General features: G+C 68.6%; 14 protein-coding genes. 9 read left to right on the plus strand and 5 right to left on the minus strand.

Features of this window, described 5'->3' with window-relative positions:
• Positions 1-16: 16 nt before the first annotated feature.
• Entirely contained in the window at positions 17-634 is a 618-nt protein-coding gene (locus E0W80_RS04975; RefSeq protein ID WP_131491540.1) for a TetR/AcrR family transcriptional regulator, read from the minus strand.
• A gap of 105 nt (positions 635-739) precedes the next feature.
• Here E0W80_RS04975 and E0W80_RS04980 point away from each other — a divergent pair, with 105 nt between their 5' ends.
• Both E0W80_RS04980 and E0W80_RS04985 read left to right on the plus strand, forming a co-directional pair.
• Positions 740-1546 carry a sugar phosphate isomerase/epimerase gene (locus E0W80_RS04980; protein ID WP_131491541.1) on the plus strand — a complete coding sequence of 269 codons (807 nt, stop codon included), beginning with the start codon at positions 740-742 and terminating at the stop codon, positions 1544-1546.
• Positions 1546-2676: a Gfo/Idh/MocA family oxidoreductase gene (locus E0W80_RS04985; RefSeq protein ID WP_131491542.1), complete on the plus strand. Its 1131-nt coding sequence runs from the start codon at positions 1546-1548 to the stop codon at positions 2674-2676. Before E0W80_RS04980 ends, E0W80_RS04985 begins: the two co-directional genes overlap by 1 nt.
• A 31-nt stretch (positions 2677-2707) precedes the next feature.
• Here the strand turns inward: E0W80_RS04985 and E0W80_RS04990 are convergent, their stop codons facing one another.
• Positions 2708-3904 carry an ROK family protein gene (locus E0W80_RS04990; protein WP_131491543.1) on the minus strand — a complete coding sequence of 399 codons (1197 nt, stop codon included), beginning with the start codon at positions 3902-3904 and terminating at the stop codon, positions 2708-2710.
• 114 nt (positions 3905-4018) lie between these two features.
• Here E0W80_RS04990 and E0W80_RS04995 point away from each other — a divergent pair, with 114 nt between their 5' ends.
• The 7 genes from E0W80_RS04995 to E0W80_RS05025 all read left to right on the plus strand — a co-directional run bounded on the left by E0W80_RS04995 (position 4019) and on the right by E0W80_RS05025 (position 11968).
• Positions 4019-5128 (plus strand): Gfo/Idh/MocA family oxidoreductase, encoded by a 1110-nt coding sequence (locus E0W80_RS04995; RefSeq protein ID WP_131491544.1) that lies wholly within the window; start codon positions 4019-4021, stop codon positions 5126-5128.
• A complete protein-coding gene (locus tag E0W80_RS05000; protein ID WP_131491545.1) occupies positions 5125-6648 on the plus strand; it encodes a sugar ABC transporter ATP-binding protein in 1524 nt (507 codons plus the stop codon). The genes E0W80_RS04995 and E0W80_RS05000 overlap by 4 nt, the downstream gene beginning before the upstream one ends.
• Entirely contained in the window at positions 6645-7739 is a 1095-nt protein-coding gene (locus E0W80_RS05005; protein WP_131491546.1) for an ABC transporter permease, read from the plus strand. The genes E0W80_RS05000 and E0W80_RS05005 overlap by 4 nt, the downstream gene beginning before the upstream one ends.
• The gene (locus E0W80_RS05010; protein ID WP_131491547.1) at positions 7736-8773 is read left to right on the plus strand and encodes an ABC transporter permease; all 1038 of its coding nucleotides are present in this window, start codon (positions 7736-7738) and stop codon (positions 8771-8773) included. Before E0W80_RS05005 ends, E0W80_RS05010 begins: the two co-directional genes overlap by 4 nt.
• Positions 8774-8775: 2 nt before the next feature.
• Complete coding sequence (locus E0W80_RS05015) at positions 8776-9984, plus strand: substrate-binding domain-containing protein (protein WP_131491548.1); 1209 nt, start codon at positions 8776-8778, stop codon at positions 9982-9984.
• 81 nt (positions 9985-10065) lie between these two features.
• The gene (locus E0W80_RS05020; RefSeq protein ID WP_131491549.1) at positions 10066-10917 is read left to right on the plus strand and encodes a sugar phosphate isomerase/epimerase family protein; all 852 of its coding nucleotides are present in this window, start codon (positions 10066-10068) and stop codon (positions 10915-10917) included.
• Between the two features lie 43 nt (positions 10918-10960).
• Positions 10961-11968, plus strand: a complete 1008-nt coding sequence (locus E0W80_RS05025; protein ID WP_131491550.1) for a sugar phosphate isomerase/epimerase family protein — start codon at positions 10961-10963, stop codon at positions 11966-11968.
• A gap of 25 nt (positions 11969-11993) precedes the next feature.
• Here the strand turns inward: E0W80_RS05025 and E0W80_RS05030 are convergent, their stop codons facing one another.
• The 3 genes from E0W80_RS05030 to E0W80_RS05040 form a co-directional block, all read right to left on the minus strand.
• Entirely contained in the window at positions 11994-12971 is a 978-nt protein-coding gene (locus E0W80_RS05030; protein WP_131491551.1) for an NYN domain-containing protein, read from the minus strand.
• Between the two features lie 2 nt (positions 12972-12973).
• Positions 12974-13960: a Gfo/Idh/MocA family oxidoreductase gene (locus tag E0W80_RS05035; RefSeq protein WP_131491552.1), complete on the minus strand. Its 987-nt coding sequence runs from the start codon at positions 13958-13960 to the stop codon at positions 12974-12976.
• Between the two features lie 76 nt (positions 13961-14036).
• Entirely contained in the window at positions 14037-14981 is a 945-nt protein-coding gene (locus tag E0W80_RS05040; RefSeq protein ID WP_131491553.1) for an NADP-dependent oxidoreductase, read from the minus strand.
• Between the last annotated feature and the right edge of the window lie 76 nt (positions 14982-15057).

Raw genomic sequence — 15057 nt, forward strand, 5'->3', positions numbered from 1 at the left:
CGACGGCTCCGGGCGTTCAGTCTGTCGGACGCAGCAGGCGGTCGAGGAGCGCGAGCGCTTCGTGCTGTGGGGCGGACTCGTCCAGCAACCACTGCGTCTGCAGGCCGTCGGACGCGGCGACGACGAGTGCGGCGACGGCGTCCGCGTCGACATCCGCGCGAATCCGCCCTTCCGCCTGCTGCTGTCGGACGGTCTCAGCGAGCCGTGTGCGGAGCCGCGCGAAACGCCCCGTGGCGAACGTGCGAGCCGCGGGGTGTCCTTCTTCGAGCGCCGAGGCGACGAGCGTCGAGTACAGCTGCACGAGTCCCGGGATGGCGCGGTTGATGCGCGCCGACTCGATCATCATCTCGACCGGTGTCGCGTCTTCCGGCGGGGAGCCGGCTTGCCGACCCGGCGCGTTGCTCTCTTCGTAGACCGCGACGAGGAGCTCCTCCAGCGACCCGAAATAGTGCGTGAGGGCGGCGTGCGTGACCCCGACTTCACGGGCTATGGCGCGCAGGCTCGTGCGGTCGGCGCCGCGTTCGGCGAAGACCTCGATGGCGCGATCGAGAATCTCCTGTCGTCGAGCGATCCCCTTGGCGTAGGCGCCGCGCGGGCGGGGAGGCGCAGAGCGCTCGGGCGTATCGGCGGCCATGAGAGGAGTCTAGCGAACCAAAACTTCCGAGTGGAGGTATTTGGTGATAGCGTGCCTGCCAGGGGTTGCGACCCCTCCGTCGCCGAAGACCGAAGGAGCACGACGATGACGATCCAGACCTCCCTCCAGCTGTTCACCATCAAGGACGAGCTGGAGGCCGACCTCGACGGTTCGCTCACGGCCGTCGCCGCTCGCGGCTTCACCGCCGTCGAGCCGTACGACTTCGTCCGGCGTGCCGAGCCCCTCGCCGCGGCGCTCTCGGCCGCGGGCCTGACCGCGCCGTCGGGGCACGCGTTCCTCGCCTCGGAGTCGTTCGTGAATCCGGATGGCAGCGGCACCACGGTGCCGGTCCCGACTCCCGCCGAGGTCTTCGAGGCTGCGAAGGTGCTCGGCATGGGCACGGTCATCGATCCCTACACCGAGCCCGCGCGCTGGGAGTCGGTCGAGCAGATCGAGGAGACCGCACGGCTGCTGAACGTGGCCGCCGAGATCGGTGGAGGTGTCGGCGTCCGCGTCGGATACCACAACCACGCTCACGAGCTGGAGGCGGTCTTCGACGGCGTCACCGGGCTCGAGGTCCTCGCCGGACTCCTCGATGAGCGCGTGGTCCTCGAAGTCGACCTCTACTGGGTTGCGCGCGGTGGCGTCGACCCGGTCGCGCTGCTCGAGCGTCTGGGGGACCGGGTGATCGCGGTGCATGCGAAGGACGGCACCCTCGACCCGGCGCTCGCCGGTGCGTACCCTCCCGCCGACCAGGTGGCCGCGGGGGACGGCGCCGTGCCGCTGGTCGAGGCCATCGCTGCGGCCCCGGCGCTCGAACTCGCCATCGTCGAGTTCGACCACTACGAGGGGGAGCTCTTCGACGCGATCGAGCGCAGCCGACTCTACCTCGATGAGAAGGTCGCCGGCTGATGGCGGGCCCCGTGGGTGTCGGCATCATCGGTGCCGGCAACATCAGCGATCAGTACCTGTCGAACCTCACCACGTTCCCGGACGTCCGCGTCCTCGCGGTCGCGGATCTCCTCGAGGAGCGGGCGAAGGCGCAGGCCGAGAAGTACGGCGTCCCGCGCTTCGGTGGGGTCGACGTGGTGCTCAACGACCCCGACATCGACATCGTGGTCAATCTCACGATCCCCGCGTCGCACGTCGAGGTCTCCGAGGCGATCATCGCCGCGGGCAAGCACGTCTGGACCGAGAAGCCGATCGGGGTCAGCCGGGAGGAGTCCCGTCGGCTGCTCGAGAGGGCGCAGGCCGCGGGCCTTCGGGTCGGCGTGGCTCCGGACACCGTGCTCGGCCCGGGAGTGCAGACCGCGAAACGGGCGATCGCGCGCGGTGACATCGGGCGACCGTTGTTCGGCCAGACCACGTTCCAGTGGCAGGGGCCGGAGATCTTCCACCCGAATCCGGCGTTCCTCTATGCCAAGGGTGGCGGGCCCCTGCTCGACATGGGGCCGTACTACGTCTCGACGCTCGTGCATGTCTTCGGCTCGGTGGCCGCGGTCGCGGCTCTCGGGTTGCAGGGATCGCCGACGCGTCGCGTTCAGGTCGGCGAGCTCGCCGGTCAGGAGTTCCCGGTCGAGATCCCCTCGACGCTCAGCGTCCTGATGGACTTCGAGCAGGGTGGTCAGGCGCAGAGCCTGTACAGCACCGATTCGCCGCTGCTGCGACAGGGGATCGTCGAGATCACCGGCACCGAGGGCACGATCGTGATCCCCGATCCCAACACGTTCGGTGGCGCGATCACGATCACCCGACCGCTCACCCGCCTGTTCGTCCCCCCGGAGCCGGTCCAGCAAGAGGTCATCGACGTCGCGCAGGAAGGCGTGCTCTCCGGGCGCGGCCTCGGGCTGCTCGACATGGCGCGTTCAATCGCCGCTGGTCGCCCGCACGTCGCCACGGGGGAGTTCGGCTACCACGTGCTGGACACGCTCCTGTCGATCGAGGAGGCCGCGGCATCGCGCAGCTTCGTTTCCGTGGAGAGCTCAGCCGGTCAGGTCGGTGCGCTCGCCGCGGACTTCGATCCGTTCGAAGCCACGCTCTGACGGGCACCGCCCGTGGCGGCGACGGTGCGAGTCACCGCGCCTTCGCCGCCACGTAGCGGTCGACGCTCGCCGGCGAGAGGACTTCCCGAGCGACCATGATCGCGGCGCCCAACACAGCCGCGCGATCACCCGCCTGCGATTGCACGATGGCCAGATGCTGGGTCGCGAGCGGGATCGACCGACGATAGACGATCTCTCGGACGCCGGCGAGGAGATGCTCTCCGGCGCGTGCGATGCTGCCACCCAGCACGATGATCGACGGGTTCAGGAGGTTGACGACGGTGGCGAGGACTTCGCCCACATGACGGCCGGCCTGACGCGTCGCTTCGATCGCTGAGGTGTTCCCCGATCGCACGAGGGCGACGACATCCGCGGGGCTGTGGGCATCGAGTCCTTCCGCACGGAGGGCGATCGCCAGGGCGGACCCGCTGGCGAGGGCCTCGAGATCGCGGTCGTCATCCGGCTCGCGGGTCGATCCGGCACCGCTCGGGACCTGGACGTGCCCCATGTCGCCCGCGGAACCCTGCGCGCCGCGCTGCAGCTGACCACCCGCGATGATGCCGGCACCGATACCGGTGGACACCTTCACGAAGATCAGATCGTCGACCTGTGGCCAGCTCGTCGCCTGCTCGCCGAGAGCGAGGATGTTCACATCGTTGTCGACCAGCACCGGCACGTCGAAAGCCCGCTGCACGTAGGCCGGAACGTCGAATCGGTCCCATCCGGGCATGATCGGCGGATTGGTCGGTCGACCGGTGGAGTGCTCCACCGGTCCGGGCACCCCGATGCCGACGCCGACCAGGGGGAGCCCCTCGTCGCTCGTGGCCCTGAGGAGTTCGCCGCCATCGGTGAGAATGGTGTCGAGCAACCTCTCGGGCCCGTCGCCGATGTCGATCGTGCGCGTGCGGGAGTCGAGGATGACCCCGGCCAGATCTGCCACGGCCACCGTGGCGTGCGTCGCGCCGAGGTCCACGGCCAGGACGAGACCGGCACGGGGGTTGAAGGCGACTCGGGCGGGCGGGCGTCCTCCGGTCGATGCCGCCTCGCCGGCGGGACGCAGGAGCCCGGCAGCGAGGAGCGCATCCACGCGCAGGGCGACCGTGGAGCGGGCGAGTCCGGTGAGCGCGGCGAGTTCGGCTTTGGTTCTGGCATGGCCGTCGCGAAGGATCTGGAAGATCTCGCCCGCACCGGAGGAGATCGCCGGAGCCGGCCTCAGAACGTCAACCATGGCGTCAGTAAACCACAGCACTTCGGCCTTTCGACGATCGGCTTCTGATTTGGGGTACACGACTTTTGCCGATGGGGTAGCAAAAGTCGGAAGCTCTGTGTCAGAATCGGCGACATGACAACGGATGTCACTGACACCGGTCTCGGGACGATCCGAACCGGGATCCTCGGCGGAGGGTTCATGGCCCGCGTGCATCGCACCGCGGCCCGCGACGCCGGAGGGGAACTGCGCGCGGTCGCCACCCGATCCGCGGCAGGAGGGCGCGATGCGGCGAACGCCCTCGGCGCGGAGAGGGCGGAGAGCGATGCGGCCGGCGTGCTCGAGGCCACAGACATCGACGTCGTCCACATCTGCACCCCGAACGCCACACATGCCGACCTCGCGCTCCGGGCACTCCACGCCGGGAAGCACGTCGTGTGCGAGAAGCCGCTCGCCACGACCGCGCAGGACGCCAGGATTCTCGCCGAGACCGCTCAGGCTCGGGGCCGAGTGGCCGCTGTGCCCTTCATCTACCGCTACCACCCGATGGTGCGCGAGGCGAGAGCGCGGATCGCCCGCGGTGACGCCGGTGACCTGCTCACCCTCGACTGCTCGTATCTTCAAGACTGGATGCTCCTGCCGAGCGACGACGACTGGCGAGTGCGCTCCGAGTCCGGGGGTGCGTCCCGAGCCTTCGCCGACATCGGCTCGCACCTGTGTGACCTCGTCGAGTTCGTGGCCGGCGAGCGAATCCGCACGCTGAGCGCCCGCACCCGACGCGTGTTCTCCGAGCGATCGGGGCAGACGGTCGACACCGAGGACATCGTCGCCCTTCTCGTCGAGACCGAGTCCGGTGCCCTGGGCACGCTCCTCATCTCGCAGATGGCGGCAGGCCGCAAGAACGCCCTCACCCTCGAACTCCACGGCTCGCAGCAGACCCTCCGCTTCGAGCAGGAAAGACCCGAGGAGCTCTGGATCGGCATGCGTGAGGAATCCCGGTCGCTGTTGCGCGACCCCGCGTCATCCGTCGCCGACTCGGCGCGACTCCAGCGGGTCCCCGCCGGCCATGCGATGGGCTATCAGGACGCCTTCAACGGTTTCGTCGCCGACGTCTATGCGGCCATCGCCGGTGCACAGCCCGACGGACTCCCCACGTTCGCCGACGGATTCCGGTCGGCGGTGCTGACGGAAGCGGTGCTCGACTCGGCGGCGCAGGGCGGACGATGGGTGGAGGTGACGGCATGATCGCGACCACGACCGACCCCGTGCTGCGGGTGGAGGGTATCCGCAAGTCGTTCTACGGCGTCGAAGTGCTCAGCGGTATCGACTTCGATGTGCGGCCCGGAGAGGTGCACGGCCTCGTCGGCGAGAACGGCGCGGGGAAGTCGACCCTCATGAAGATCATCGCGGGTGTGCAGCCGGCCGACGGGGGGACGATCTCGTATCGCGGAGAAGAGGTGCACCACGCACACCCCCGACAGGCGATGGATGCCGGCATCGTGACGGTCTTCCAGGAGTTCACGCTCCTGCCCGAGCGCACCGTCGCGCAGAACGTCTATCTCGGGCGTGAGCCCCGCCGCGGCGGCTTCGTCGACCAGCGGGAGATGCACACGCGGACCGAGGCCTTGCTGACCGACCTGGGCGTCTCGTTCATCGAGCCGTCCGCGCGTGTCGGTTCCCTCACCGTCGCCGAACAGCAGATCGTCGAGATCGTCAAGGCGCTCTCCTTCGATGCCCGGGTCATCTCGATGGACGAACCGACCGCCGCGCTGAGCGACCGCGAAGTCGAGCTGTTGTACGCGATCATCCGCCGGCTCACCTCCCGCGGGGTCGCCGTGATCTACGTGTCGCACCGGCTCAAGGAGATCTTCGATCTCTGCGACCGCATCACGATCCTCAAGGACGGTGCTCTCGTCTCGACCGACGACACCGCGGCGCTCACGACCGATGAACTGGTCCGGCGCATGGTCGGGCGGTCGATCCAGTCGTACTTCCCCGATGCGCTCGAGGGAACGGTCGTGGGCCGGCCACGGCTCGAGTTGGACGGCTGCGGCAACGCCTATGTCGACGGGGTGTCGCTCACGCTGCGTGCCGGGGAGATCGTCGGCATCGCCGGTCTCCAGGGATCCGGTCGCACCGAACTCGTGGAAGGGATCTTCGGCATCCAGGCGTTCACCCGGGGCTCGATGCGGATCGACGGGGAACCTGCACGCATCACCGGTGCGCGGGCTGCGGTCCGCGCCGGACTCGCCCTCGTGTCCGAGGATCGCAAGGCGCAGGGGCTCGCGCTCGGCCAATCGGTCCTCGACAACGCCCTTCTGGTCGTGCGCAGCGTCTTCGCGGGCCGGACGACGGCGTCCCGTCGCGAGGTGCCCGGCGTCCTCACCTCGCTCGAAGTCAGCTCTCGGGGCGTCGATCAGGAAGTGCGCTTCCTGTCGGGCGGCAACCAGCAGAAGGTCGTGCTGGCGAAGTGGCTGCTCACCCAACCGCAGATCGTCCTCTTCGACGAACCGACCCGCGGCATCGATGTGGGGGCGAAATACGCCGTGTACCAGCTCATGCGCGAACTCGCAGCGCAGGGGAAGGCCGTGCTGATGGTGTCGAGCGAACTGCCGGAGGTCATCGGGATGAGCGATCGGATCCTCGTGATGCACGATGGCGAGCTCGTCGCCGAACTCCCTGCGGGCTCTGCGGAGCACGAGATCCTCGGGGCGGCGACGGGTGCGAGTGATTCCGACAGCGCAGGGGACGGGGGTACGCGATGAAGCGGCTCCGGGTCGACTCGACCGTCATCGTCCTCGCCATCCTCCTGCTCGTGCTCATCGTCGGTGCGATCCTCGTCGCGACGGTGGGGCGAAACTTCTTCAGTCCCGGCAACATCCGGGACATCCTGACCGGGATGAGCGTCCTCGGGCTCGTGGCCATCGGGCAGACGCTGGTCGTGATCGGTGCCTCGCTCGATCTCTCCGTCACCTACGTGATCAGCCTGTCGAGCCTGCTGGCGGCCACGACGATGAACGGCAACCCGGGGAACATCCCTCTCGCCGTGGTCGTCACGCTCCTCGTGTGCGCCGGCATCGGGCTCGCGAACGGTCTCATCGTCACCGTCCTCAAGGTGAACGGCTTCATCGCCACTCTCGGCGTCGGTCTCATCCTGCAGGGCATCCTGAACACGAACTTCGAGGGCTCGGCAGGCGACGTCCCGTGGGCCTTCCAGCTCATCGGCGCCACCGGACTCGGCCCGATCCCGGTTTCGACGCTCATCATGATCGCGTTGGCCGTGGTGGTGTGGATCCTGCTCAATCGCACCCGCACCGGCGCCCACCTCTTCGCCGTCGGCGGCGACCCCGAGATCGCCCGACTTTCGGGAGTCCGCACGCGGATGCCGCTCATCTGGGCCCACGTCCTGTGCTCGGTCTTCGCGGGGCTCGCGGGTCTGCTCCTCGCCAGCCGGCTCGGCGTCGGCAGCCCCACGGTGGGCCAGCAGGGTGGCTACGCGCTCCTCTCGATCGCGGCCGTCGTCCTCGGCGGCACGCTCCTGCTCGGCGGGCGCGGCTCGGTCTGGGGCACGATCGGCGGCGTCGCGATCCTGGCCGTCGTCGACAACGTGATGAGCGTGATGCAGGTCAATCCGTTCTTCAAGGATGTCGTCCGCGGCATCGTGATCGTGGCCGCCGTCGCCGTGTACAGCCGTCGTTCGATCATCCGACGGCGCCCGCGATTCGGCGCCGGTGGTACACGGACCGGCGGCGATGACGCCGCGAAGGCTGCGGACGCGGAGATGGCCGCGGCCGCATCGCAGCTCGTCGAGACCACTCCCGATGCCGGCTCCGCGTCGCAAGGAGGGCGCGCATGAACACGCTGCGCACACTCGTCAGCCCCCGTGGGGCGGTGTTCCTGCTGCTGGCGATCCTGCTCGTGGCGGTCACGATCCTCAACCCGAGCTTCGCCGAACCGGGACAGTTCATGCGGTTCCTCCAGCGGGTCGCACCGATCGCCATCGTCGCGATCGGCCAGTACTTCGTGATCATCGCCGGCGAGTTCGATCTGTCGCAGGGATCGCTCATCACGGCACAGGTCATCATCGCCGGGAATCTGGTCGGGCAGGACGACGCCCGCACGATTCCGGTGCTGCTGCTCATGATCGTGTTCGCCGTGGCCGTCGGGATCGTCAACGGGCTGATCACCACCCGGCTCAAGGTGCCTTCGTTCATCGTCACCCTCGGAATGATGCTCGCCCTCCTCGGCGGGGTCATGTGGTGGACGGGAGGCGCGGCCACGGGCAATCCCGCCGACAGCTTCCGGGAGATCGGTCGTGGCGGGATCCGCGACGTGCCGTTCCTCGATTTCATCCCGTGGGCGGTGCTGCTGCTGATCGTCTGGTTGGCGCTGGGCATCTGGATCACGAAGCGTCCGCTGGGAAAGACGCTCATCGCCGTCGGCGACAACGCGGTCGCGGTCGACTACGCCGGAGCGCGTCGGGCCTGGGCGACGACGCGTGCCTTCATCATCTCGTCGCTGTCGGCATCGCTGTCGGCGGTACTCCTCGTCGGCTACGCAGGTGTGCACCCGTCGGTCGGTCGCGGCTACGAATTCACGGCGATCACGGCGGTCGTGCTCGGCGGAGTGGTCCTCGGCGGCGGTCGCGGCTGGATCGTCGGTGCCGTCGCCGGAGCTTTCGCCCTCGAGGCCCTGTTCATGCTGCTCAACATCGCAGGGGTCCCGTCCACGCTCCGAGACGCTGTCCAGGGCGTCATCATCATCGCCGCCGTCGCCTACTCCGCCGTCGCGTTCCGTGCCCGCCGGCGACGAAGTCCGCAGTCTTCCGATGTCCCTCCCGCAGAACCCCTTTCCACCAGCACCATCCACACAGAAACCAGAGGAGATTAGCAATGCGACGATCAATGAAGATCGCCACCGCAGGGGTGGCTCTCTTCGGCCTCATCGCGCTCGCCGGGTGCACGACCGACCCGTCCGTGGCGCCGGCCGACTCGGAGAACCCTGATGCGGCAGCGGAGACGACGGAGTGGTTCGATCAGGAGCTCTTCGACAAGCAGGACGAGGAGCGCGGCATCGATCCGCAGGGACCCGCCGACGAACCCTATCTGCAGTACATCAACGCCGAGATGGTCGACACATCCGAGTTCGCCGCCGAGGGGGCCAAGAAGGCCTGCTTCGCCAACGCGTCGATCTCGAACCCGTGGCGCCAGACCGGCTGGATCACGATGAACGAACAGCTGAAGGCGCTGCAGGCCGACGGAGCGATCAGCGAGATGGAGACGCGCGACGCGCAGGACTCCGATGACACGCAGATCGCTGACATCGACTACTTCATCTCCGAGGGCAACTGCGACGTGTTCCTGATCTCGCCCAACAGCACGGCGGCCATGACCCCGGCCGTGGAGCGGGCGTGTGAGACGGGCAAGCCGGTCGTGGTCTTCGACCGCGGCGTCAACACCGACTGCCCTGTCACCTTCATCCACCCGATCGGCGGCTTCGCCTGGGGTATCGACACCGCCGAGTTCCTGATCGACAACCTCGAAGAGGGCGACAAGGTCGTGGCACTGCGCATCCTCCCGGGTGTGGACGTGCTCGAGCACCGCTGGGCTGGTGCGAAGAAGCTGTTCGACGAGGCGGGGATCGAGGCCGTGGACCACTTCACGGGCGCGGACCCGGCCGAGATCAAGAGCATCATCAGTGACGAGCTGGCCAAGGGAGACGTCGACGGCATCTGGATGGACGCCGGTGACGGAGCGGTCGCGGCCATCGAGGCGTTCGAAGATGCCGGTGCGGACTACCCCGTCATGACGGGTGAGGACGAGATGAGCTTCCTGCGCAAGTGGAAGGACACGGGTCTCACGGGCTTGGCCCCGGTGTACTCGAACTTCCAGTGGCGTACCCCGCTCCTCGCCGCGAAGATGATCTTCGCCGGTGAAGAGGTCCCGAAGGAGTGGGTGCTCCCGCAGAAGCCGATCACGGCGCCCGAGCTCGACGACTACCTCGAAGCCAACGAGGGCATGCCCGACGGCCACTACGCCAAGTTCGGCGGGGAGAACCTTCCCGGCTACCCCACCGTCTGGCAGGAACGGCAGATCCCGTAACCGATGTGCTCTCCCGCCCTTCCGCTCCGCACCCGCGGAATGGGAGGGTGGGAGAGCACGGTCATGAGCAAGAGGACAACGATGCCCCGCACGATCGCCGTCAACACCTGGGTGTGGACGTCTCCGCTGACGGATGCGACTCTCGAACCACTCGCCCGCAAAGCCGCGAACCTCGGCTATGACGCTCTGGAGCTGCCGCTCGAGAACGTCGGCGATTGGGACCCTGAGCGGACTCGCGATGTGCTCGACGCGTGGGGACTCGGTGCGATCGTGGTCGGCGCAATGGGGCCCGGTCGCTCGCTGGTCGCCCGCGTCGGCGATGTCGGGGCCACTCAGGACTATCTTCGTGCGTGTATCGCGGCGGCGACGACGGTCGGCGCCGACGTGGTGGCCGGACCGTTCTACGCGCCGACCGGAGTCGCCTGGCGGATGGACGCCGACGAGCGCCGCGCGGTGGTCGCTGAGGTGCGCGAGAACCTCGCGGTGGTCGCTGACGAGGCATGCGACAGGGGAGTGACGCTGGCCGTCGAACCTCTGAACCGTTACGAGACGAGTGTGCTCAACACGGTCGAGCAGAGTCTCGACGCGCTCACACCGCTCCTCGGTGCCGGTGTCGGTCTCGCGCTCGACACCTACCATCTCCACATCGAGGAGAAGCAGCCGGCCGATGCGATCCGCGCTGCGGGGTCGGCGATCGCGCACGTGCAGGTCTGCGGCACCGACCGCGGCGCCGTCGGTGACGACCACGCCGACTGGCCGGGCATTCTTCAGGCGCTCGACGACGCCGACTATCGAGGTCCGCTCGGACTGGAGAGCTTCACCGGCGAGAACGCCACGATCGCGGTCGCCGCCTCCGTCTGGCGCCCACTCGCCCCGAGCCAGGACGAACTCGCTTCCCGCAGCATCGCCGCCCTCCGAGCCTTCGGAGCCTGACCACCGAAACGCGACACGCCCGCAACGATACGAAGGAGTATCCATGACGAGCCACCCGGTCACCCTGTTCACCGGTCAATGGGCTGATCTGCCCTTCGAGGAGGTCGCGCGTCTCGCGGCGGGGTGGGGCTACGACGGTCTCGAGGTCGCCGCCTCCGGGGACCACCTCGATCTGCGCCGAGCCGACGAGGACGACGCCTACCTGGCCTCGCGCAAGGAGATCCTCGATCGCCACGGACTCGAGGTCTTCGCGATCTCGAATCATCTCGCCGGACAGGCGGTGTGCGATGCGCCGATCGACTTCCGTCACCAGGCGATCCTGCGCGATCACGTGTGGGGCGACGGTGATGCGGAGGGGGTGCGGCAACGCGCGGCCGAGGACATGAAGCGCGCGGCCCGGGTCGCACGCAAGCTCGGCGTCGATACGGTGGTCGGGTTCACCGGCTCATCGATCTGGCCCTACGTGGCGATGTTCCCGCCGGTGCCGGCCTCCGTGATCGAGAGCGGATTCGAGGATTTCGCGCAACGGTGGAATCCGATCCTCGACGTCTTCGACGGTGAGGGCGTGCGGTTCGCGCACGAGGTGCACCCCGGGGAGATCGCCTACGACTACTGGTCGAGTGTGCGTGCTCTCGAGGCGATCGATCACCGTGAGGCGTTCGGATTCAACTGGGATCCGTCGCACATGATGTGGCAGAACATCGATCCGGTCGGGTTCATCGTCGACTTCGCGGACCGCATCTACCACGTGGACTGCAAGGACACCCGGATGAGACCGCACAACGGTCGGGCCGGGGTGCTCGGCTCGCATCTCCCGTGGGGAGACCCGCGACGGGGATGGGACTTCGTCTCCACCGGGCACGGGGATGTGCCCTGGGAGGACGCCTTCCGTGCCCTCGACGCCATCGGTTACGGCGGTCCGATCTCGATCGAGTGGGAGGACGCCGGGATGGATCGTCTGCACGGAGCGGCCGAAGCACTCGGCTTCGTGCGCTCCCTGCTGTGGCCGCCTCCTGCGGCGTCCTTCGACGCGGCGTTTCGCAACCAGTGACGAACCCGGCGGAGCCCGCGCGCTGTCAGACGGCGGGCTCGCGGAGGCGGACCAGACGCTCGTGTCCGGTCTCCTCCAGCTCGGCGATGTCGTCGCGCGACTTCAGGAAGTCGGAGAAGGACCGGTAGCCGAGCGCCTTCTCGCTGAACGACGGGTCCATGCGGCGCATATGCGTCTTCACTGCGGAGCTGTGCAGCCATTCGTCGGCGTCCGCCTTGTCGTGACCGAGGCGGAGGGCGCGCTCGAGCAGTTGCGTCGCCTCGCCCTGCTCATCGATCTTCGTCGGAGCAGGGGCCGCCGCCTTGGACTTGGCCCGGCGCGGGGTCTTGGCCTTGGCCGTATCGGTGCTCGCCTCGGCGGTGTCGGCGGCATCGGCGGTGGCCTCGACCACGGCTTCTGCCTTCGCCGCGACAGGCGGGGGAGTGGTCTTGACGGGGCGCACGACTCCGGGCAGCGAGTCGTAGGACTCGAACTCGTCGCAGGCCGCCGCGAGCGACTTCGCGGTCGAGCCAGACACCCCGACCCCGATCACATAGCGACCGAGCCGCTTGCAGCGTTGCGCGAGCGGCACGTAGTCGCTGTCACCCGCCACGATCACGACGTGCGTGAGGTCGGGCAGCCGGAACATGTCTTCGACCGCATCGACGGCGAGCCGGATGTCGGCGCCGTTCTTGGCGTAGGCGGCGGCAGGGAAGAGCTGTACGAGGTCGACCGCGCGGGCCACGAGCTGAGAGCGGTATTCGGCGTTCACCGGCGACGACCAGTCGGCGTATGCCCGCGTCAACACCAGGGTGCCGAAAGACGCGGCGTAGTCGATGATCGCCCCGACCTCGATCATCGCGCGTCCCAGACGGTCGACGACCTCCGGATCGTTCGGGTTCTCGGTGATGCGCTGCCGGTCCTTGCCATAGGCGTTGCGCCCGTGCACGCGGTCGTACCAGGAGATGACGATGTTGTCGAAGTCGAGATAGACGGCGACGCGGGCATCGGTGGTCTCGGCCATGATCAGGCCTCCTCACGGGGGTAGCGGACGCCGATCTGCGCACGGATCTCGTCGAGCGCGCCCATGATCGCGACGCTCTCGGCGATCGGCAGGATGTCGCCTTCGAGGATCCCGTCGCGCACCAGGCGCTCGGCGGCATGAGCCTGATACTGCATGCCGCGGCCCGTGACCGAGGAGACGTACTCTTCCTGCACGGTGCCGTCCGGGAGGATCACGCGGAACGTGGTCGGGCTGTACCAGACCGTGTCGATGTCGATGCGGGCCGCGGTGCCGAGGATGCTCGCGACGTTGGGGCCTGCCGCCCGGGACGACGAGAGGCTGGTGGAGACCGCACCGCCCTCATGCGTCATCACGGTCGCGACCTCGGAATCGGCGCCGGTGTCGATGAGCCTGCCCACGGCGCGGATGCTGGTCGGAGCGCCGAGGATGTCCCAGATGAAGGAGATCGGATAGATGCCGAGATCGAGCAGGGCACCGCCGCCGAGCTCGAGGGCGTTGAGCCGGTGCGCCGGGTCGGTGGGCAGCAGCTGGGTGTGATCCGCGCTGACCGCGCGGATGTCGCCCAGGGCGCCCTCGGCGATGAGCTCGCGGATGCGCACCATGTGCGGCAGATAGCGCGTCCACATGGCCTCCATGACGAGCAGTCCCCGCTCGGCCGCGAGCGCCTGCAGATCCTCGGCCTCGGCGCGGTTCAGGGTGAACGCCTTCTCGACCAGCACGTGCTTGCCGGCCTCGAGTGCGAGCCGGGCGTTCTCGTGGTGCATCGGGTGCGGCGTCGAGACGTAGATGATGTCGACGTCGGGGTCGGCGACGAGAGCGTCGTACGAGGGGTGGGCGTGGGGGATGTCGAAGCGCGAGGCGAAGGCGTCAGCCGACTCCTGCGAGCGGGATCCGACGGCCACGAGGTCGAGCCCCGCGGTTCGCAGATCGGACGCGAATGCGCCGGCGATACCGCCGGTCGCGAGGATTCCCCACCGAAGACCTGTCATGGTCTCAGCGTACGGGGTGCCGCGGACGCGACGCCGCATTCTTCACCGGCATGCGCCCCGATCGACAGAGGCCCGCCTACGGCACCAGGATGATCTTTCCGGAGGCGGCGCCGGACTCCAGGAGCTCATGGGCCCGCACCGCCTCGGCAAGCGGCAACTGTTGTCCGAGCTCGGCCGTGAAGTCCCCGGTCTCCAGGAGCGCGATCGTCTGAGGCAGCGCTTCGGCGCGCCATGCGAGCTCCTGGTCGGTGAGCGGCACCGGTGAGCCCCCGGAGAAGGCGCGGATGCCGAACGACGCGGCATCCGGTCCTCGAACGATCGTCGCGATACGGTCGCGGTCGGACACCAGCGCGAGGGACGTCTCGATCGCCTCGTCGGTGCCGGCACAGTCGAGCACCACCGTGACGGCGGAGGGAGCGGCGTCGCGGATCCGGTCGATCAGCCCGTCGCCGTATGCCACGGGGAGGGCGCCGAGTTCGCGCAGCTGGTCGTGGCGGGCAGGGCTTCCGGTTGCGATCACGGTCGCGCCCCAGGCGACGGCGAACTGCACGGCGGCCTGCCCGACCGCCCCTGAGCCTCCGTGCACGAGAAGCACGTCGCCGTCGACGACATCGAGAGAGCGAAGGGCCTGGTAGGCGGTTCCTGCCGGAATGCCGATCGCGGCGCCCTCGGCCATCGTGACCGCGTCCGGAAGAGGTGCGAGGTTCTCCGCGGGGACGGCGAGCGCGGAGGCGTACGTGCCGTGCCCGTCTCGGATCGCCACCCGGTCGCCGACCCGGAGATCGTCGACGCCCTCGCCGAGCACCTCGATCACCCCGGCGCCGTCGAAGCCGACCGGACGCGGCTCGGTGATCGGCGGAGAGGGCCGCTTGCCGCCGCGGAGCTTCGCGTCGATCGGATTCACACCCGCCGCCTCGATCCGCACGACGACCTCACCGCGGGCCGCGACCGGGTCGGGGATCTCGATCAGGTGCAGGACGTCCGGGGAGCCGATTTCGGTGTACACGATCGCGCGAGCCATGTCCCCAGGCTATGCCCGTTTCCAAGTTCCCGGCGTGCGCCAAAGATGGGCTTGTGCCAGGTCGATGCCCTGGGCA

Source organism: Microbacterium sp. PI-1 (genome assembly GCF_004337555.1).
Lineage (GTDB): Bacteria > Actinomycetota > Actinomycetes > Actinomycetales > Microbacteriaceae > Microbacterium > Microbacterium aurugineum.